The following is a 20,334-nucleotide window of genomic DNA, read 5'->3' as shown; positions in this document are numbered from 1 at the left end:
AGGACGAGCCCACAGAGCCTATGCCCCGATGGCGTCACAGGACACTGGACACATGCGACAAAAAATAAGACGATCCAGCCGTCTGGTGACCACTTTCCCCTATAAGAATAAATGAAATTATGTCTAACCAAATCTCCACGCCATTGCGGCGCGTCAGCATTTTGGCCATTGATCGGGTATTCGCTTCGACCCTGATGCAGGCCAAGGACTTCTTCCATCTCGCCAGCCTGCGTTATGGCAAACAGCAAGGCCTGGGCCTGACCCCAGCGTTCGAAACACGCCTGGTGAGCCCCGACGGAAAATCGGTGCGCAGCTTCAGTGACGTGATCATGCCGGTGGACGGCGGCCTGGAAGACGCCGACATTATCGTGCTACCAGCCTTCTGGGATGACTTCGATGCCCTGTGCGCGCGCTACCCGCAAGTGCTGCCGTGGCTGCGCGAACAGCATGCACGGGGCGCGGTACTCTGCGGCGAAGCCACCGGGGTGTTCTGGCTGGCCGAAGCCGGCCTGCTCGATGGCAAGGAGGCGACCACCTACTGGCGTTTCTTCAACGCGTTCGGCGAACGCTTCCCCAAGGTCCAGCTCAACCAGGACAAGCACCTCACCGACGCCGACAACCTGTATTGCGCCGGCGGCACCACCTCGGCGTGCGACCTGTATATCTACCTGATCGAACGCTTCTGCGGCGCCAACATCGCCCAGGCCGTGGCCCGCGACATCCTCTACGAAGTGCAGCGCAGCTACTCGCCGGGACGTATCGGTTTTGGCGGCCAGAAGCTGCACCAGGACGTGATCATCCTGCAGATCCAGCATTGGCTCGAAGAGCACTTCGCCGACAAATTCCGCTTCGAAGACGTCGCCCGGGAACACGGCATGAGCATCCGCAACTTCATGCGCCGCTTCCAGACCGCCACCGGCGACAAGCCGCTGCATTACCTGCAACGGCTGCGTATCGAGACGGCCAAGGGCCTGCTCTCGGGCAGCCGCAAGAGCATCAAGACCATCAGTTATGAGGTGGGTTACGACGATGCGAGTTTCTTTGCGCGGTTGTTCAGGCAGCACACGGAGCTGTCACCGAACCAATATCGGCAACAGTTTCAGCAAGCCGCATAAAATAGGGGTATACACAGGGTAAATGTGGGAGGGGGCTTGCTCCCGATTGCGATGGATCTGTCAACTTCTACAGTGACTGACACTCCGCGATCGGGAGCAAGCCCCCTCCCACATTTGATCTGCATTGATCTTAAGGTTTGTGACCGCGCGACAGGAACTCGTGGGACTGCATTTCCAGCAAGCGGCTCAGGGTGCGTTGGAACTCGAAATTCAAGCGGCCACCGGTATAAAGATCCTTGAGCTCGACTTCGGCCGAGATGATCAACTTGACGTTACGGTCGTAGAACTCGTCGACCATGTTGATAAACCGTCGTGCGATGTCGTCGGTGGTGACGCTCATCTGCTCCACGCCGCTGAGGATCACTGCGTGGAAGATCTTGCCCAGTTCGATGTAGTCGTTCTGACTGCGTGGGCCGTCGCACAGTTGGCGGAATTCGAACCAGGCCACGTCATCGCAGGTACGCAGGGCGATGATTTCGCGGTTCTCGATCATCAGCTTGTCGTTTTCCACCGCCTGGGTGCATTCCGGCGTGAGGGCGCGGAAGCTTTTGCGCAGGCTTTCGTGCGCCGCTTCGTTCAGCGGAAAATGGAACAACTCCGCCTGTTCGAGGTGACGCAGACGGTAGTCGACGCCGCTGTCGACGTTGACGATCTCGGTGTTCTGCTTGATCAGCGCAATGGCCGGCAGGAAGCGCGCGCGCTGCAGGCCGTCCTTGTACAGGCCCTCGGGCACGATGTTCGAGGTCGCGACCAGGGTCACGCCGTTCTTGAACAGCTCTTCCATCAGGGTACCGAGGATCATGGCATCGGTGATATCGGAGACGAAGAACTCATCGAAGCAAATGACCCGCGCTTCATCGGAGAAACGCTTGGCGATGATGGTCAGCGGGTTTTTCTCGCCCGGCAAGGTCTTCATCTCTTCGTGCACGCGCTTCATGAAGCGGTGGAAGTGTGTCCGTACCTTTTCCTTGAACGGCAGCGCTTCAAAGAACGTATCGACCAGGTAGGTCTTGCCCCGGCCCACGCCGCCCCAGAAATACAGGCCCTTGACCGGCGTGTGGTCTTTCTTGCCGAACAGCTTGCTGAGCATCCCCGGCTTGCTTTGCGAGGCCGCAACCAGGTCGTCGTACAGGCGCTGCAAATGACGCACCGCCGTTTCCTGGGCCGCGTCATGGAAGAATTCAGGGCGTTTCAGATCAGCTTGGTATCGTTCTAGGGGCGTCATAATTTCGTTAGCAAGGCAACAAAAACGGGCCGTCACTGTAACGACGGCCCTGGATAATGGCAATCAACCCTTGGTCGGGTTAATCCTCGATTGGGGTCAACGCAATGCGCAGGGCTGCAATGGCGGCATCACGGGATGCGGCATCGGCGAACTCGGCGCTGTCGGCCACTGCGGCACCGTCCAGCCATACGCTGAAGCTCAGGGCCTCGCTGCGTACGTCCAGCGCAGCACCACTTTGCAGTTGCTTGGTGACTGCGCCGGCCGCTTTACCATCGGCAAAATTGCGCGACAGCAGCAATTGCTCGCCATCGGCGGCCAACAAACGGAAGCGGAAGCTGCCGTCGTCTTCACGGAAGCTCACGAAACGCGCGGCCTTCGCGGCCTTCTTCTTGACCGCGACCGGCGCTGCTGCCTGTTCGACGAACGAACGCAGGCCCACCGCTTCACGCAACTCGGCCAGGAATGGCGCGGCGACGGCACGGGCTTTCCTGGCGCCGACCTGCAACAGGTCTTCCATGTCCGAAGGGCGCGACATCAACTGGTGGTAACGCTCGCGCGCTTCGCCGAGCTGACCATCAAGCAGCTGGAACAGACGGTTCTTCGCCTCGCCCCAGCCCAGGCCTTGCAGCAGTTCGGCGCGGAATTCTTCTTCCTGGGCCTTGCTCGCAAACGCCTGGTACAGGGTGAACAGGTGTGAGTTATCCGGGTCCTTGGCTTCGCCAGGGGCGCGCGAGTCGGTGACGATGCGCGAGATGGCGTCTTTCATGTCCTTGGCGCTGGTGAACAACGGGATGGTGTTGTCGTAGCTCTTGGACATCTTGCGGCCATCCAGGCCCGGCAAGGTGGCAACGCTTTCCTCGATCAACGCCTCGGGCATGGTGAAGAATTCTTTACCGTTGCCGAACAGGTGATTGAAGCGCTGGCCGATGTCGCGGGCCATTTCCACGTGCTGGATCTGGTCGCGGCCCACCGGCACTTTGTGCGCGTTGAACATCAGGATGTCCGCCGCCATCAGCACCGGGTAGCTGTACAGGCCCATGGTGATGCCCGCATCCGGGTCTTCGCCGGTCTCCACGTTCTTGTCCACCGAGGCCTTGTAGGCATGGGCGCGGTTGAGCAGCCCCTTGGCGGCGACGCAGGTCAGCAGCCAGGTCAGCTCGGGGATTTCCGGGATGTCGGACTGACGATAGAAGGTCACCCGGTTCACATCCAGGCCACCGGCCAGCCAGGTCGCGGCGATTTCCATACGCGAGCGCTGGATGCGCTGCGGGTCATCGCATTTGATCAGGGCGTGGTAGTCGGCCAGGAAGTAGAAGGAGTCGGCATTGGCATCCTGGCTGGCCAGGATCGCCGGGCGGATCGCACCAGCGTAGTTGCCCAGGTGCGGCGTGCCGGTGGTGGTGATGCCGGTGAGGATACGGGTACGAGTCGTCATGGGTAATCGCTTATCAGACTGCTATCAATTCGAGAGGCGCGGCAGCACCAGATCCTTGAGATCGGTGAGCTTGCCATGAAAAAAGTGCCCGCATTCTGCCACTTTCAGCAGCTCATGGGGGCGTTTCAAGGCGGCGGACCAGTCGTAGACGGTTTGCGGGTCGACCACTTCGTCGGTTTCCGGCTGGATCAGGGTCAACGGGCAGCTGTGGGGCAGCACATCGGTATCGCGCAGGCGCATCACCGCCGCGGCGACCATGAACAGGTGCGCGAGCTTTTCGCCTTTGGCTTCCAGGCGGCCGCCGAGGCTGGCCGCCACGTAGCCGCCAAAGGAAAAACCGAGCAGGGTGATCGGCAGGTCGGGGTGCTTTTCACGCAGCCAGGTGGCAGCCGCTTCGGCATCGTCCACTTCACCGGTGCTCATGTCGTGGGTGCCGGCACTCGCGCCGACGCCACGGTAATTGAAACGCAAAGTAATCAACCCGGCATCGCGAGCCGTGCGTTGCAGGGTCGAAACGACTTTATTGAGCATGGTCCCGCCCTGCACCGGATTAGGGTGGCAGATCAGCGCCAGGCCACGTGGCTCGGGGTGATCCAGGTACAGGGCTTCCAATTGGCCTACCGGGCCATCGATCAAAACGGGGGTTTCACGCATGAGCAAGGAATGAACTCCGTGACCTCTCAAAGGGTCGACTCGTCTAGCTAAAAGTCTGTGCATGGCATCATTGCGAGCTTAATCGCGGTATACAGCGCAGGTTTGAGCCGTTAACGTAAAGCAAAGCCGTTTATAGAGGAAGGACTCGTGGAACACTCGCTCTTAGTTTGGTTGTTGCCGACTCTCGCCTTGGTTGCCGGTGTCGCCATTGGATTCCTGGTTGCCCGCCTGCTGCCGAATGCCGCGCCTAACCGCACGCAGCGTCAGTTGGATGACATTCAGGAACGTTTTGACAGTTATCAGAACGAGGTTGTTACCCACTTCAACAGCACCGCGACCCTGGTCAAGAAACTCACCCAGAGCTACCAGGAAGTACAGGATCACCTCGCCGATGGCGCAAACCGCCTGGCCCTCGACGACATCACCCGCCAGCGCCTGCTGGCCGCGCTGCATTCCGATGCACCGCAAACTCCACGGGAACGCCTGACTCCCCCCCGGGAAAACCAGGAGCCGCCACGGGACTACGCGCCAAAAACGCCAAACGCCCCAGGCATGCTGGATGAGCATTACGGCTTGAAGAAGTAAGTTATTTTCAAGCAATAGAAAAGCCCGGTTGATCGCTGATCAACCGGGCTTTTTGTTGGCCTCGCTCTTGCGGGAGGGGGGCTTGCCCTCTCCCACATTGACCAATGTCCGGCCTCAGGCCACAGGTTGCTCTTGAAGCCACCCACCCTCGATCCGCACATGCCGCCCATGGAAGCGCTTGAGGCTGCTGCGATGGCCGACGCTGACAATGCTCAACCCCGGCAGCTCATCAATCAACGCCTGATACAACGTCGCCTCATCCTCTTCATCCATGGCCGATGTCGCTTCGTCCATATAGAGCCATTGCGGCGCGAACAACAAGGCTCGGGCAAAGGCCAGGCGCTGTTGCTCGCCGGGCGAGAGCATGCGTTGCCAATGGTTGGCTTCATCCAGGCGACCCACCAGGTGCGGCAGGCGACAGGTTTCCAGGACCTGTGCATAACGTTCTGCCGAATAGACGCTGTCGTCCTGTGGATAACTCAACACCGCCTTGAGTGTGCCGATCGGCAGATAGGGTTTCTGCGGCAGGAACAGGTAACGCCTGGCCGGCAGGCGAATGCTGCCGTGACCAGCCGGCCAGAGATGTCCCATGGCGCGCAGCAAGGTACTTTTGCCGCTGCCGGAACGGCCGCTGAGCATGACGCGCTGGCCCGGCTCAACGATCATGTTGGCGTCGGTCAGCAGGTGGCGACCATCCACCAGGTTCAAGCCCAGCCCTTGCACCACAAGACGCTCGCCCTCTGCGCTGACGTCGATGGCCGCTGGGCGTTGCTCGTTTTCACGCATGGCCTGCTGAAAACTCAGTAGACGATCGCTGGTCGCGCGCCAGCCGGCCAGGTCGGCGTACGCGCTGATAAACCAGCTGAAGTTGCCCTGCACGTTGCCGAACGCCGAGTTGATTTGCATCAGTTCGCCCAGTTCGATCTTGCCGGAAAAGTAGCGCGGGGCAGCCACGATAAACGCAAAGACGATCGCAATCTGTTCATAGCCGGCAGTGAAGAACGTCAGGCGCTTGGACACCTTCATGATGTCCCAGTAGTTATGCCAGACCTTCCCGAACCGCGCGCTCAACCGCTGATGCTCATTAGGTTCGCCGTTGTACAGGGCGATGCTCTCGGCATTCTCCCGCACCCGCACCATGGAGAAACGCAAGTCCGCTTCGAAGCGTTGCTGCTGGTTGCTCAAGCCGATCAAACGACGACCGATCAGATGGGTCAGCCAACTGCCGACACCGGCATAGACCAATGCACACCAGAACATGTAGCCGGGGATGGTGATACCGAACACTTCAATACTGCCCGACACGCCCCACAGGATGATGGAGAACGACACCAGGCTGACCACATTGCGCAGCAGCCCAAGGCCAAGACTCAGGGTGTTCAGGGTAAAGCTGTTGAGGTCTTCGGAAATCCGCTGGTCCGGGTTATCGGTGTAGCCGCCCTGCTCCAGCTGGTAGTAGTTCTTGTTGCCAAGCCAGCGAGCAAAATACTTTTCGGTGAGCCATGCACGCCAGCGAATGGTCAGCATCTGAGTGAGGTAGAGACGGTAGACCGCGCCGAGAATCGCCACCGTGGCGATACCGCAGAAGTAAACGATCTGTTGCCAGAAGGCGGCGGTGTCCTTGTTTTCCAGGGCGTTGTAGAAGTCCTTGTACCAGTGGTTGAGCCACACGGAAATGGCCACGCTGAACAGCGACAGGCCAATCACCACGGCGAGCAACAACCAGGCCTTGCCCTTCTCTTCACTTTGCCAATAAGGCGTGATCATCGCCCAGGTTCGGCGAAAAAATTGCCCACGCACAGCGTCATTGACCGCAGAGTACTCAGCGTTCTGATTCATCGTTCAGGCTCGTAGGGAGGAAGGCAGGCGTTTGAACCGATCATAGGTGATCGGTTCAGGGTTCCGTGCGGCCTGAAGCAGGCTGTTCAGCTTAGGTTCAGCGGCGTACCGGACGCTTCTGCAGTTTGCGTTGCAGGGTGCGCCGGTGCATGCCCAGGGCGCGGGCAGTGGCGGAGATATTGCCTTCGTGTTCGGTGAGGACGCGCTGGATGTGTTCCCACTGCAGGCGGTCCACCGACATCGGGTTTTCCGGCACCAGGGTGTCGAGGTCGGCGTGCTCGGACAGCAATGCGGCCAGCACATCATCGGCATCCGCCGGCTTGCACAAGTAGTTGCAGGCGCCGCGCTTGATGGCCTCGACGGCCGTGGCGATGCTGGAGTAACCGGTGAGGATCACCACACGCATTTCCGGGTCGAGTTCCAGCAGCTTGGGCAACAGCACCAGGCCGGAGTCGCCATCCATTTTCAGATCGAGCGCGGCGTAGTCCGGCAAGTCGGCCTGGGCGATGGCCAGGCCTTCTTCGGCGGAGCCGGCAGTGCTCACGCGAAAACCGCGACGGCTCATGGCGCGCGCCATCACGCGGGTAAACGTGGCGTCATCATCTACCAGCAACAGGTGCGGCAGTTCTTCGCCTTCGACTTGGATCTCGTCACTCATCGATATCTCCTCGTGCGACACGGGGCAGGCGCAGCTCGGTGAGCGTACCGCCTTCCTCATGACTATAGAGCTTCACTGAGCCGCCCGCGCGGGTCACGCTGGCCTTGCTCAAAAACAGGCCCAGGCCGAAGCCTTTGCCCTTGGTGGTAAAGAAAGGTTTGCCGATCTGCTCGGCGATGGCCAGCGGCACGCCTGCACCATGGTCGCGAATGCTGATCGTCAGGTCATCCACATCCCAATCCAGCCGGACTTCCAGGCCTTCGGGGCAGGCGTCGGCGGCGTTGTTCAGCAGGTTGAGCAAAGCTTGAGTCAGGTCCGGCGGTGGCGCCAGGCGCGGCACGGTCCCCTGCCCCAGCAGATGGAAACGGTAGCTGGCTTCGGGGCGCATCAGGTGCCAGCGGTTCAGGGCTTCGTCGAGCCACTGGGTCACGTCCTGCATCTCGACCGCCAGGCGGCGATTGGCTTCAGCCGCGCGTACCAGTTGCTGCAAGGTTTGCTTGCATTGCTTGACCTGTTCGCGCAGCACGCCGAGATCCTCTTGCAGCGCCGGGTCGTGATGGTCCTGGGTCATTTCGTTGAGCAGCACGCTCATGGTCGCCAGCGGCGTGCCCAATTCGTGAGCCGCGCCAGCAGCCTGGGTGGCGACGGCGAGCAGTTGCTGGTCACGCAGGCCTTCTTCGCGGCGAATGGCGCGCAGTTCTTCCTGGCGGCGCAGCTCTTCGGCCATGCGCGCAGCAAAAAAAGTGATCACGGCGGCAGACAGGGCAAAGCTCAGCCACATCCCGTAGATCTGCAGGTTTTCGCGGGCGATGGGGAACGTTTGCAACGGATAGAACCGCGCCAGCAGCAGGGTGTACAGGGTCAGGGCGATACCCGACAGCACCACCGAGTAGCGCCACGGCAAGGTCACCGCAGCGATGGTCAGTGGCACCAGGTAATAAGACACGAACGGGTTGGTGGAACCGCCGGAGAAATACAGCAACACACTGTGGATAAACAGGTCGCAGGCCAATTGCAGGGCGTATTCCAGCTCCGTCACCGGCCAGGTGGTGCGCAACCGAATGGCGGTAAACACACACAGCACGATGGAGAAACCCAAGGTCACGCCCAATTGCAGCCACGGCAGCGGCAGCAGGTCGAACCAATAGGCGAGCCCGACCGAACCAGCCTGCGCGGCCAGTACCAGGGTACGAATGAACGTCAGGCGCCAGAGGTTCTGGCGGGTGGCGGAAGTCAGTTTTACGGCGGCGAGCATGAGCTCTCCCGATGAGCGCTGCAGGCGGATCGGCAGGAGTATAAACGAAGCGGCGCCTCGGGCATTGGGTGTGTGGCTCTTTGACGCATGGGCGCCGCAGCAGCAAGCCCCAAGTCAAAAGCTGCCAGAAACCTCTTCGCCGCTAACTTGCAGCTTGCCGCTTGAAGCTTTTTTTCTAATTCGTAAACCCGAAGAACCCGACACCACCGTCTACAGTCATACCGATACGAACACCCTAAGGAGCTTCCATGTCTCGTTTCACTCGCAGTGCAGTTGTTCTCACCCTCAGCGCCAGCGCCCTGGCCAGCCTTCCGGCACTGGCCGCCGATGCACTGAATTACAACCAGATTTCCCTGCGCGCCGAGGTCAGCCAGGAAGTGGCCCGCGACAAGATGATCGTCACCCTCTACACCGAGTCCCAGAACACCGACCCGGCCAAGCTCGCCGCCGAAATCACCACCACCATGAACACGGCCCTGGGCCAGGCGCGCGAAGTCCAAGGCGTGATCTTGCGCCAGGGCAGCCGTAACAGCTACCCGATCTACGACAACAAGAACCAGAAGATCACCGGCTGGCGCGAGCGCGCCGAACTGCGCCTGGAAAGCGCGGACTTCCCGGCGCTGTCCAAACTCACCGGCGAGTTGCTCAATACCCTGAAAATGGAAAACATGGACTTCGCCATCGCCGACACCACGCGCAAGGCCAGCGAAGACGCCCTGCTCAAGGACGCGGTCGCCGCGTTTAAAGCACGCGCGCAACTGGCCACCGATGCGCTGGGCGGCAAGGGCTACAAGATCGTCAACCTGAACTTCAACACCAATGGTTATCCACAGCCCTATGCACGTGGAGGGATGATGATGAAAGCCGCCATGATGGATTCGGCGCCGGCACCAGAAGTAGAAGCCGGTACCAGCCAGGTGAGCATGAGTGCCGATGGGGTGATCGAAGTGTTGCAATAACCCCGGTTTCGACAAAACAAAGGCGCAGCCCTCACGGCTTGCGCCTTTTTTTGCGCTTGTTCCACACGACCTCGTCATATCCAGCGGCATATTCGGCGGAATCAAGCACCCGGTTTTCGTTACGCAAAGAGTGCCCACGCTAACAGGGAGTGCTGTGGCAGTACTTATTCACTTCACGAGAACTGAAACCATGTACGCACCTTCAAGCAAAACCACCTCCCCTATTCGGCAATACATCGACCCTGTTTCAAGCGGGCCGATAAACAACAGCGAATCAGCCGTCACGCGGGCGTCACAAGATACGCCTGGCCCGTCCACCTCCCCTCACGAAACAGCGCTGCTTAACGAATACCTGGCAGCGGTGCAAAGCAAAGTACTGGGCAACAATCCCGGGCTTATAAAAGTCCCCCCCGAGAGCAATTTGGGCCAGTGGCTCGAAGTCTATCGGGTGCAGTTGCAGCACCCTGTGGTTCAAGGTTGGATGCGCGACCAGAAGATCGACCAGAACACGCTTTTAACCGTCAACCCCCGCACAGGCACTCTGACTGCCATGGCGGACGGAAACATGAAAACGTTCTCCCTCACGGACAACTCCGGTTGGGGCCAAGTCAGCCGCCCGCTTCTTGAGGCGGCCAAAATCATTGCGCCGGGAACTGTTGAGAAGTTGCAGGTACGCTTTGGCGAAGACTACATTCAAGTACGCGCAGGGCTGGTAGCCAACTTCCAGGGTGAGCGCCTTCCCACATCACTGGCCGAGGCGCGGACACAAATCAGGCGACTGGAACACAACAAAGCCTTCGACCCCATCCCGCCGGATGATCCCGTACGCCCAGCCAACCAGCGCTCGGCGCAAGCCCTTGAACAACTCAAGCTCAGTGCCGAAACGTTCTACACCCATGCACCTCAGGCATTGGCCTACAAGCATCTGGCAGTGGAGGTTGCCGAGACACTGCCAAACGTACGTGCACAAGCAAAACAATGGGCGGAGTCCGTCATTTTCAACCTGACAGGCAAACATGTGGATGCCGATACACTTTACTTGAACCGTTTCAATGGCTCGCAAAGCGCTTCAACAGCTACCGGCTGGGAGCATAAGGGCGAGGAGCCGACCGCCTCTCTGCGCCTGCCGGATGCACTGCTGAAAAACTTCTCTGAAAACGACTGGGTCCCCGGCAATCTGGACTCGCAAGCCGGTTTATATATAGACGGCCCCGGTAAAAGTGAAACCGGGGGGTACGGTGCGCATAACCAATTCCCGCTGGCCCCTTCGGTGCTTATGCATACGAGTTGGAAAACCGACTTCCAATCGGTCATGACACAAAAAATCGACGACTTCTGGAACACCCACAGCAATGACTACCAGACGGCGATCAAAGGCGAGTTTGCCTACCAGGCCCGAAAACAACTGAAGACAGCCGCCGCCAGGCCGCCGGCCGAGCAAGCGCTGCAAGCGCCCGAGTATCGGTTCACGCGGGAGGACTACCGCTTGGTCATGGGCGCGGCGTCCAATCTTCCGCTCGACGAAAATGCACCGATCAACGTCGAACAGCTCAAGGCCGAGGCCCCTGTAAAAGGTGCGGTCCAGGCCCACGCCTTCAATATCAAAGGCTTCTTGTCCAACGATATTGTGCGCTTCAGCGCTGCCGACGGTGGCCGCCAGGTCCTCTACATCCCTGGCTCGGAACCCGCATTTCTGCGGTTCGATTCCCTGGAAAAACTGGATCAATGGGTGATCGACCAAACCAAGGACCCGAAAAAGCGCGAATCCTTGATGACTCATTTCCCACTGATCGCCCGCCAGGACCACGAGCCCGGCACTATTGAAAAACTGGCGAAAGTGTTTATGCCCGTATTGTGGTTTACCAACGTGGGCAGCAAAACCGAAGGTCTGGACAGCACTTTCGAAAAACTCGCCAATGGAAAACTGACAGACCCGACGTTCAATGGTGACGGCTCACACCTCAAGGGTGACGTCTTCTCTGCGATGACGTCCGCCAGTAAAGAGCGCATGACCAGTGATGCCGACGTAATGATCAAGTCCAACAGCGAGGTGACGCGGGACACTTGGCTTAACGACATCACCGTGGCGGCGGGCCTGCTGGCAAAGCTGGCGCCTATTGCCGCCCCGGTGGCCGTCGCCGCTGTGGCTACCGGGTTGACCGAATTGGCGCTTGGGGCGGAAAAACAAGCCTCCGGCGATACCCTGGCCGAACGCAATGACGGTGCATCGAAGGCATTCGATGGCTTGCTGAATACGCTGTTCTCGGTGGGCGCCAGTGGCTCGGCTGAAGACCCCTTCATTCCCCCTGGAGAAAAACCGCTCACGCCCACCCCAGAGGAGTCCCCGTGGATTGAACGCCCACGAGCCCTGCCTGGCAGTAACCGCCTGCAGCCCAGCCAAGCGGGCAACATTACCCAATATGGTGTACCGAACGGTGAGCAGCTCATTGAAAGGGCCGTACGCAACGCGAAGGGCATTTACCAGGTCAAGGATGCAACAACCGGCCTGGACCAATGGTTTATTCGCTATACCGACGAGACAGGTATTCGCCAGGTGTTTGAGATAAAAGGCGACTTCAAACTGAGCAATGACTATGTACAGATCATTGACCCCGGTACGGGTAAGCCGGTAATGACGGTGCACGCTAACGGCGAGGGCGACTGGGTCCGCATGAAAACCGATGGCGGAGCCAAGTGGCCGTGGCAGCGCGCGCCTTCGCCGAACCCCAGCAACGACCTCAAAGTAGAGCCAAAACTTTCAGACGGCTTCGAAATCCTGGGCGACCCCAAGACCAGTGGTGCCGATAAGTTTGATGAGATCTTTAAATACAACAGCAACACTGCCTACCAGCAATCGGTGAACAACCTTGAAGAGGCGGGAGTCCTCAAAAGAAAACTCACGGTGTCCTGGACCGTCGAGGAAAACAACTTCGAAGTTTTCCCCGACGAAAGGGCGCAACCCAACGAATATGGCTCAACTGACTATTCGCCAAACTTTATAAAAGACCTGAACCGTGACCGTTATACCGTTCGGATAAAGCAGCCCGAAGGGCACACCACTTTTGAACTGGATGCCACGGGAACTGCCGATGGCGAAACACTGCGTAGGCGCTTGCAGCAGTTCGAGGAGGCAATCCCCGACGCGAACATGCGCTCGCGCATATCCGAAGTCGCTCATCAGGGCAGTGTCGCCCCAGCATCGGTGGAGCTGAAAATGAATCAACTCCAAGAACACGTCGGTTTCAAAGGCAAGGACACCCATTACATCGTCACCTATGACCCGACAACTAAAGAGGCGCAGGTCACCGTCGGAGCCCAAATGACATTGCTCGATCTGGACAAAGATGCTGCCCCCATTCCCAATACCGCCGCCGCCACGGGGCGAACGTTCCACATTCGAGAAAGCAACGACCTGGAAGAAGCGGCAAATCCATACGCCATCGATAAAAGCGCGCCATTCACCCTGAGGACGTCGATTATCACCGACCAGAACTAGCCCTGCGGCTACCTCAAAAACCAGAACGGCGGTAACCTCGGTTACCGCCGTTTTCGTTCGGGCAGCGTTACCTCACTGCCACTTCAGAGGTCTCCATGGAAAGAATCGCCTTCAAACCACTGCTTCTCGCCGCCGGCCTGCTGGCCTTCATGCCGACGGCCCACGCGGCCAGTACCCTGGTCTACTGCTCCGAAGCCAGCCCCGCCGGCTTCGACCCCAGCCAGTACACCAGCGGCACCGACTTCGACGCGTCCGCCGAAACCGTGTTCAACCGCCTGACCCAATTCAAGCGTGGCGGCACTGAAGTCGAACCGGGCCTGGCTACAAGCTGGGAGGTGTCCAAGGATGGTCTGACCTACACCTTCCACCTGCGCGACGGGGTCAAGTTCCACACCACCGATTTCTTCACGCCGACCCGCGACTTCAATGCGGATGACGTGCTGTTTACCTTCAATCGCCTGCTGGATGCCGAGAGCCCGTTCCGCAAGGCCTACCCTTCCGAATCGCCGTACTTCACCGACATGGGCCTGAACACCACGATCAAGAGCGTCGACAAACTCGACGGGCACACCGTGCGTTTCAACCTGAACAACGTCGATGCCTCGTTCGTGCAGAACCTGGCCATGAGTTTCGCCTCCGTGCAATCGGCCGAGTATGCCGCCCAGCTAATGAAAGAAGGCAAGGCCGAAGACATCAACCAGAAGCCGGTGGGCACCGGGCCGTTTGTGTTCAAGCGCTACCAGAAGGACTCGCAGATTCGCTACGTGGCCAATAAACAGTACTGGAAGCCCGAGGATGTGAAACTCGACAACCTGGTGTTCGCCATCACCCCGGACGCTGCGTCGCGCCTGCAAAAACTCAAGGCCGGCGAATGCCAGGTCAGCGGCTACCCGCGCCCGTCGGACATCGAGGTGATGAAGCAGGACCCCAACCTGCGCGTGCTGCAGCAAGCCGGTTTTAACCTGGGCTTCCTGGCTTATAACGTGACCCACCCACCGCTGGACCAACTCAAGGTGCGCCAGGCCCTGGACATGGCCATCGACAAGCCGGCGATCATCAAGGCGGTTTACCAGGGCGCCGGACAATTGGCGCAGAATGCACTGCCACCCGCGCAGTGGTCTTATGACCCGACCATCAAGGATGCCCCGCACGATCCGACCAAGGCCCGCGCGCTACTAAAAGAAGCAGGGGTTGCACCGGGCACTACCATCAACCTGTGGGCAATGACCGTCCAGCGCGCTTCCAACCCGAACGCGCGCATGTCGGCCCAAATGATCCAGCAGGATTGGGAGAAAGTCGGCATCAAGGCCAATATCGTCAGCTATGAATGGGGCGAGTACATCAAGCGCGCCAAAAATGGCGAGCACGATGCGATGATTTATGGCTGGACCGGCGACAACGGCGACCCGGATAACTGGCTCGGCGTGCTCTACAGTTGTGCCGCGGTCAAGGGCAGCAACTACGCCAAATGGTGTAACCCGGCGTACGACAAACTGGTGCAGCAGGCCAAGGTCAGCAGCGACCGCGAGCAACGCATCAAGTGGTATCAGCAGGCACAGAAAATCCTTAAAGAACAAGTACCTATAACACCTATTGCAAACTCGACGGTTTTCCAACCCCTGCGCAAGGAAGTGAAGGACTTCAAGATCAGCCCCTTTGGGCTGACACCGTTCTACGGCGTGAGTCTAGATAAGTAACAGCAATGCCCCAACCGAGTGCGCCAGACGCCTCGGTTGACCCTTCCTGGTGCACCTCCTGCACCGAAAAAAACCTATAAATAAGCTCAAATATGTCAAAACTTTCATAATTGCGACATTCCTGTACGTTCGTACCACTCTTTCCGCCTTGCAACGGTTCAGCATCTTGCAATGGGTATGGCGCCTGCATAAGTATCCGCAGGCCGACTCACGAGGTCGCCCTCACCACCAAAAATGACAACAAATCATGAGGCCAACATGCTTAAACACGCAGTCCTTCCGTTATTAGTGAGCGCTGGCCTTATGGCCGCGGCCCCATTCGCCCAAGCGGCGACTAACCTGGTGTTCTGCTCCGAAGGGAGCCCGGCCGGTTTCGACCCAGGCCAGTACACCACCGGAACAGACTTCGATGCCTCGGCCGAAACCATGTTCAACCGCCTGAGCCAGTTTGAACGAGGCGGCACCGCCGTTGTTCCTGGCCTGGCCACCAGCTGGGACGTGTCCCCGGATGGCCTGACCTACACCTTCCACCTGCGCGAAGGCGTCAAGTTCCATACCACCCCGTACTTCAAGCCGACTCGTGAATTCTCGGCTGACGACGTCCTGTTCACCTTCAACCGGATGATCAACAAAGACGATCCATTCCGTAAGGCCTACCCCACCGAGTTCCCGTACTTCACGGACATGGGGATGGACACCAACATCAAGAACATCGAGAAGGTCGATGCCCACACCGTCAAGTTCACCCTTGGCACCGTGGACGCCGCGTTCATCCAGAACCTGGCGATGAGCTTCGCGTCGATCCAGTCGGCCGAATATGCCGCCCAGTTGCTGAAGAATGGCACGCCTCAGGACATCAACCAGAAGCCAATCGGCACTGGCCCGTTCGTATTCAAGAGCTACCAGAAAGACTCGAACATTCGCTACACCGGTAACAAGGACTACTGGAAACCTGAGGACGTGAAGATCGATAACCTGATCTTCGCCATCACCACCGATCCGTCGGTGCGTATCCAGAAGCTGAAGAAAAACGAGTGCCAGATCACCTTGTTCCCACGTCCGGCCGACCTCAAGGCGCTGGGTGAAGACAAGGACCTGAAACTGCCGCACCAGGCCGGCTTCAACCTGGGCTATGTCGCCTACAACGTCATGGACAAGGTCAAGGGCAGCGACCAGCCCAACCCACTGGCTGACCTGCGCGTACGCCAGGCGCTGGACATGTCGGTGAACAAGCAGCAGATCATCGACTCCGTCTACCAGGGTGCAGGCCAACTGGCGGTCAACGCCATGCCGCCAACCCAATGGTCCTACGACACCACCATCAAGGACGCCAAGTACGATCCCGAGAAAGCCAAGGCGCTGCTCAAGGAAGCGGGTGTCAAGGAAGGTACCGAGATCGTTCTGTGGGCGATGCCGGTTCAGCGTCCGTACAACCCGAACGCCAAGCTGATGGCCGAAATGCTGCAAAACGACTGGTCCAAGATCGGCCTGAAGGTCAAGATCACCAGCTACGAGTGGGGCGAGTACATCAAGCGCTCCAAAGGCGGCGAGAACCAGGCCATGATCATTGGCTGGAGCGGCGACAATGGTGACCCGGACAACTGGCTGAACGTGCTGTTCGGCTGCGACTCCCTGGCCGGTAACAACTTCTCCAAGTGGTGCGACAAGAAATTCGACGGCGTCGTGAAAGAAGCCAAGGCTACGTCGGACGTCGCCAAACGCACCGAGCTGTATAAGCAGGCGCAACATATCCTCAAAGATGCAGTCCCGATGACACCTATCGCGCACTCGACGGTGTATCAACCCATGCGCAACACCGTACAGGACTTCAAGATCAGCCCGTTTGGCCTGAACTCCTTCTATGGCGTGAGCGTAAGCGGCAAGTAAGGACCAATGACGGCGACGTTTCATAACGTCGCCGTTATTGCATCCGCCTCGACCGTAGGAAATAGACCACGCTCGCAATCGCCGCTTCCTACAGCTGCGAACTGCGACAAGTAGCTCTTTTGCCTACAAGGTCAGTCCAATTTGGCGCATTTACTGCGCAGTCCGCGACCCATACCGTCGTAGGACAGCAGAGGCTCCAACCTGGGAAAGGCACTTGCTGTGTGTGGGATCAGTAATGTCCCCCTGGCACTACGCCAGGGTGATTGCTTGCTGATGACAACTACAAACAAGGATCGGGATCGTCATGCGCCATACCACCGTTCTATCCGCAATTTTTGGCACCAGCCTGCTGGCTGTAGCCACGATGGGCCAGGCGGCCGACAAGAAGAGCCTGGTGTTCTGCTCTGAAGGCAGCCCGGCAGGGTTCGACACCGCGCAGTACACCACCGCCACCGATAACGATGTGGCCGAGCCGCTGTACAACCGCCTGGTTGAGTTTGAAAAGGGAGCGACCAACGTCGTACCTGGACTGGCGACCAAGTGGGATATTTCCGAAGACGGCCTGACCTACACCTTTCACCTGCGTGAAGGGGTGAAATTCCACAGCAACAAGGAATTCAAGCCGACGCGGGATTTCAACGCCGACGACGTGCTGTTCACCTTCAATCGCATGCTTGACCCCGACCACCCGTTTCGCAAGGCCTACCCCACCGAGTTTCCGTATTTCAACGGGATGAGCCTGAACAAGAACATCGCCAAGGTCGAGAAAACCGACCCGCATACCGTGGTGATGACGCTGAACTCGGTCGACGCTGCGTTCGTGCAGAACATCGCGATGAGCTTTGCCGCCATCCTGTCGGCCGAATACGCCGAGCAGTTGCTCAAGGAAGGCAAGCCCAGCGATATCAACCAGAAGCCGATCGGCACTGGTCCCTTTGTCTTCCAGCGCTATCAGAAAGACTCGCAGATCCGCTATGTGGGCAACAAACAGTACTGGGACCCGAGCAAGGTCAAGCTGGACCAACTGATTTTTGCCATCAACACCGACGCCTCGGTACGCGTGCAAAAACTCAAGGCCGGCGAATGCCAGGTCACCCTGCACCCGCGCCCGGCCGACGTCGACGCGCTCAAGGCCGACCCGAACCTGCAATTGCTGACCAAGCCGGGCTTCAACTTGGGCTACATCGCCTACAACGTGCGCCACAAGCCGTTCGACCAGCTCGAAGTGCGCCAGGCGCTGGACATGGCGGTGAACAAGCAGAGCATCTTGAACGCCGTGTACCAGGGCGCGGGGCAGTTGGCAGTCAATGCCATGCCGCCGACCCAATGGTCCTACGACGACAGCATCAAGGACGCCGCCTACAACCCGGAAAAAGCCAAGGAACTGCTCAAGGCCGCCGGCGTGAAGGAAGGTACCGAGATCACCCTGTGGGCGATGCCGGTGCAACGGCCGTACAACCCCAACGCCAAGCTGATGGCCGAGATGCTGCAAAGCGACTGGGCCAGGATCGGCCTCAAGGTCAAGATCGTCAGCTACGAGTGGGGCGAATACATCAAGCGCACCAAGAACGGTGAGCACGATGTCAGCCTGATCGGCTGGACCGGCGACAACGGCGATCCGGACAACTGGCTGGGCACCCTCTACAGCTGCGACGCCATCGGCGGGAACAACTACTCCATGTGGTGTGACCCGGCGTACGACAAGCTGATCAAGCAAGCCAAGGTCGTGACCGACCGCGAACAAAGGACTGTTCTGTACAAACAGGCGCAACAACTGCTCAAGCAGCAGGTGCCGATCACACCCGTCGCCCACTCGACGGTCAACCAGCCGTTAAGCGCCAAAGTCGAAGGCTTCAAAGTAAGCCCGTTCGGCCGCAACGTGTTCTCGGGCGTCAGCATTACCCCATAAGAAAATAACCGGATTGCAGGGAGCGAAGTTGGCTCTCTCGCAAACGCGCAGCCTTTTGTTGGGATTTTTCCTACAGCAAACGTTTGCAACAGCTTGATCGAGTTACACACCCAATAGCCGGATCACCAAAAAAGACCGGCATTAAAAAGAGAACCAAAGGAGCTTCAACCCATGAAACTGAGCAGCACAGCGCTTCTGGCCTTGGCCATCAGCAGCATCACGGCCACCGCCTATGCTGAATCCGCAAGCCAGGATTTTGTTCCAACCACCCTGGCCGGGACCAGCGCCCAAAGCGAGGCCAAAGGTTTTGTCGAAGATTTCAGCCTGGGCGGCACCACCCGTAACTGGTACTCCCATGAAAGCAAATACCGTGGCGGCACCTTCGAATACGAGAAACACGGCGTAACCCGTACCGACCGTAACCGCACCAACTGGGTACAGGGCACCATCATCAACGCCAGCTCGGGCTTCACCCAGGGCACTGTAGGCGTCAAGACCGAATTGGCGGTGTACAACGCCCTGGTCCTGGACCGCAGCAAGCGTGATATCAAAGGCGGTTCCAACCGCACCCTGGCCGATTCCGACGGTGATGCAGTCGATCAATGGAGCAAACTAGGCCTGGCCAACGTGCAGTTCCGCGTGTCCAACACAACCTTGACCGCAGGTCGCCAGAACTTCAGCAGCGGCATCGTCGACACCATCGGCAACCGTGCTTTGCCATCGAGCTTCGAAGGTGTGAGCTTCAATAGCGAAGAGTTCAGCAACCTGTCGTTCCAGGGCGGTATCTTCGATCGCGTTTCGCCACGTACCGAACAAAGCCTGTCGAAATTCCGTAGCGAATACGGCAACGGCACCCAGGAAACCGACAAGGTATCGACCCTGGGCGTGAACTACCAGCCGTTGAAAAGCCTGAAAACCAGCTTCTTCGCCGCCAACGTAAAAGACTTCTGGAACCAGTACTACTTCGGCGCAACCCACGAGTTGGGCGACGCCCAGCAACTGGCACTGACCACCGGTTTCAACTACTACAAAACTGTCGATGAAGGCAAAAAAGAGATGGGGGAAATCGACAACGATACCTACTCCCTGTCCCTGGGCCTGGCTCACCAGGCACACAGCCTGACCTTCGCGTACCAGCAAGTGAACGGCAACGAGTACTTCGACTACCTGCACGAAACCAACGGCATCTACCTGGCCAACTCCCTGACCTCGGACTTCAACGGCCCGAACGAGAAGTCCTTCCAGATCGCCTACGCCATCAACATGGCCGAATACGGTGTGCCAGGCTTGAAGTTCAACGCCTACTCGGCCCGCGGCTGGGACATCGACGGTACCCACTACACCGGCAACAATGGCCGTGCCAAGTTCGCCTACGACGGCATCCAGAAACAAGACGGCGAAAAACACCAGGAATACGGTGTAGGCGCCTCTTATGCGATCCAGAGCGGCGCGCTCAAGGCCACCACTGTGCGAGCAACCTACGTTGAGCACCGCGGCAGCGAGTTCCAGTCCGACGGCAGCATCAAAGAGTTCCGCCTGGTCACCACCATCCCGTTCAACATTCTTTAACTAGCACCAGGTAGACGGCAGGCTCAGGACGAGCCTGCCGTCTACGCTTGT

The 20,334-nt window shown here is 58.8% G+C and carries 14 protein-coding genes; 8 read left to right on the top strand and 6 right to left on the bottom strand.

What is annotated here, in order from left to right; genetic code table 11:
• Positions 1–194 precede the first annotated feature (194 nt).
• Entirely contained in the window at positions 195–1,115 is a 921-nt protein-coding gene (locus tag BFP99_RS08825; RefSeq protein ID WP_169899207.1) for a GlxA family transcriptional regulator, read from the top strand.
• Between the two features lie 130 nt (positions 1,116–1,245).
• On the opposite strand, the gene zapE is transcribed toward BFP99_RS08825, so the two are convergent.
• The 3 genes from zapE to BFP99_RS08810 form a co-directional block, all read right to left on the bottom strand.
• Positions 1,246–2,340, bottom strand: coding sequence for a cell division protein ZapE (gene zapE, locus BFP99_RS08820; RefSeq protein WP_065947110.1), 1,095 nt, complete (start codon positions 2,338–2,340; stop codon positions 1,246–1,248).
• A gap of 79 nt (positions 2,341–2,419) precedes the next feature.
• Positions 2,420–3,775: a tryptophan--tRNA ligase gene (locus BFP99_RS08815; protein ID WP_065924313.1), complete on the bottom strand. Its 1,356-nt coding sequence runs from the start codon at positions 3,773–3,775 to the stop codon at positions 2,420–2,422.
• A 24-nt stretch (positions 3,776–3,799) separates the two neighbouring features.
• Positions 3,800–4,429, bottom strand: a complete 630-nt coding sequence (locus BFP99_RS08810; RefSeq protein WP_065924314.1) for an alpha/beta hydrolase — start codon at positions 4,427–4,429, stop codon at positions 3,800–3,802.
• 147 nt (positions 4,430–4,576) lie between these two features.
• Between BFP99_RS08810 and BFP99_RS08805 the strand changes: the two genes are divergently transcribed.
• Complete coding sequence (locus BFP99_RS08805; RefSeq protein ID WP_003171734.1) at positions 4,577–5,014, top strand: YhcB family protein; 438 nt, start codon at positions 4,577–4,579, stop codon at positions 5,012–5,014.
• A 114-nt stretch (positions 5,015–5,128) separates the two neighbouring features.
• Here BFP99_RS08805 and BFP99_RS08800 read toward each other — a convergent pair whose 3' ends face one another.
• From BFP99_RS08800 to BFP99_RS08790, 3 genes are all read right to left on the bottom strand, one after another.
• The gene (locus tag BFP99_RS08800) at positions 5,129–6,853 is read right to left on the bottom strand and encodes an ABC transporter ATP-binding protein/permease (RefSeq protein WP_065947109.1); all 1,725 of its coding nucleotides are present in this window, start codon (positions 6,851–6,853) and stop codon (positions 5,129–5,131) included.
• Positions 6,854–6,950: 97 nt separating this feature from the next.
• Complete coding sequence (locus tag BFP99_RS08795; protein WP_010565532.1) at positions 6,951–7,511, bottom strand: response regulator transcription factor; 561 nt, start codon at positions 7,509–7,511, stop codon at positions 6,951–6,953.
• Positions 7,504–8,766 (bottom strand): ATP-binding protein, encoded by a 1,263-nt coding sequence (locus tag BFP99_RS08790; protein WP_027604851.1) that lies wholly within the window; start codon positions 8,764–8,766, stop codon positions 7,504–7,506. Before BFP99_RS08790 ends, BFP99_RS08795 begins: the two co-directional genes overlap by 8 nt.
• Positions 8,767–9,014: 248 nt before the next feature.
• Between BFP99_RS08790 and BFP99_RS08785 the strand changes: the two genes are divergently transcribed.
• The 6 genes from BFP99_RS08785 to BFP99_RS08760 all read left to right on the top strand — a co-directional run bounded on the left by BFP99_RS08785 (position 9,015) and on the right by BFP99_RS08760 (position 20,283).
• Positions 9,015–9,725 (top strand): SIMPL domain-containing protein, encoded by a 711-nt coding sequence (locus tag BFP99_RS08785; RefSeq protein WP_065924316.1) that lies wholly within the window; start codon positions 9,015–9,017, stop codon positions 9,723–9,725.
• A gap of 190 nt (positions 9,726–9,915) precedes the next feature.
• Entirely contained in the window at positions 9,916–13,221 is a 3,306-nt protein-coding gene (locus BFP99_RS08780) for a dermonecrotic toxin domain-containing protein (RefSeq protein WP_256098112.1), read from the top strand.
• A 95-nt stretch (positions 13,222–13,316) separates the two neighbouring features.
• The gene (locus BFP99_RS08775; RefSeq protein WP_065947108.1) at positions 13,317–14,918 is read left to right on the top strand and encodes an ABC transporter substrate-binding protein; all 1,602 of its coding nucleotides are present in this window, start codon (positions 13,317–13,319) and stop codon (positions 14,916–14,918) included.
• 258 nt (positions 14,919–15,176) lie between these two features.
• The gene (locus BFP99_RS08770; RefSeq protein ID WP_027604854.1) at positions 15,177–16,805 is read left to right on the top strand and encodes an ABC transporter substrate-binding protein; all 1,629 of its coding nucleotides are present in this window, start codon (positions 15,177–15,179) and stop codon (positions 16,803–16,805) included.
• Between the two features lie 364 nt (positions 16,806–17,169).
• Positions 17,170–18,714, top strand: coding sequence for an ABC transporter substrate-binding protein (locus tag BFP99_RS08765; RefSeq protein WP_370671244.1), 1,545 nt, complete (start codon positions 17,170–17,172; stop codon positions 18,712–18,714).
• Between the two features lie 171 nt (positions 18,715–18,885).
• Entirely contained in the window at positions 18,886–20,283 is a 1,398-nt protein-coding gene (locus tag BFP99_RS08760; RefSeq protein WP_065947107.1) for an OprD family outer membrane porin, read from the top strand.
• Positions 20,284–20,334 lie beyond the last annotated feature (51 nt).

This window comes from Pseudomonas sp. 1 R 17 (assembly GCF_900067035.1).
GTDB classification, from domain to species: Bacteria; Pseudomonadota; Gammaproteobacteria; order Pseudomonadales; family Pseudomonadaceae; genus Aquipseudomonas; species Aquipseudomonas marginalis.
The sequence above is the reverse complement of the archived record's forward strand: the minus strand, read 5'-3'. Positions and strand labels throughout refer to the sequence as shown.

Bases quoted from the DNA above. Each gene is read 5' to 3' on its own strand.
- BFP99_RS08790 (WP_027604851.1), bottom strand. From the start codon at position 8,766: ATGCTCGCCGCCGTAAAACTGACTTCCGCCACCCGCCAGAACCTCTGG.
- zapE (WP_065947110.1), bottom strand. From the start codon at position 2,340: ATGACGCCCCTAGAACGATACCAAGCTGATCTGAAACGCCCTGAATTC.
- BFP99_RS08815 (WP_065924313.1), bottom strand. From the start codon at position 3,775: ATGACGACTCGTACCCGTATCCTCACCGGCATCACCACCACCGGCACG.
- BFP99_RS08795 (WP_010565532.1), bottom strand. From the start codon at position 7,511: ATGAGTGACGAGATCCAAGTCGAAGGCGAAGAACTGCCGCACCTGTTG.
- BFP99_RS08780 (WP_256098112.1), top strand. From the start codon at position 9,916: ATGTACGCACCTTCAAGCAAAACCACCTCCCCTATTCGGCAATACATC.
- BFP99_RS08800 (WP_065947109.1), bottom strand. From the start codon at position 6,853: ATGAATCAGAACGCTGAGTACTCTGCGGTCAATGACGCTGTGCGTGGG.
- BFP99_RS08775 (WP_065947108.1), top strand. From the start codon at position 13,317: ATGGAAAGAATCGCCTTCAAACCACTGCTTCTCGCCGCCGGCCTGCTG.
- BFP99_RS08810 (WP_065924314.1), bottom strand. From the start codon at position 4,429: ATGCGTGAAACCCCCGTTTTGATCGATGGCCCGGTAGGCCAATTGGAA.
- BFP99_RS08770 (WP_027604854.1), top strand. From the start codon at position 15,177: ATGCTTAAACACGCAGTCCTTCCGTTATTAGTGAGCGCTGGCCTTATG.
- BFP99_RS08785 (WP_065924316.1), top strand. From the start codon at position 9,015: ATGTCTCGTTTCACTCGCAGTGCAGTTGTTCTCACCCTCAGCGCCAGC.
- BFP99_RS08760 (WP_065947107.1), top strand. From the start codon at position 18,886: ATGAAACTGAGCAGCACAGCGCTTCTGGCCTTGGCCATCAGCAGCATC.
- BFP99_RS08825 (WP_169899207.1), top strand. From the start codon at position 195: ATGCAGGCCAAGGACTTCTTCCATCTCGCCAGCCTGCGTTATGGCAAA.
- BFP99_RS08765 (WP_370671244.1), top strand. From the start codon at position 17,170: ATGGGCCAGGCGGCCGACAAGAAGAGCCTGGTGTTCTGCTCTGAAGGC.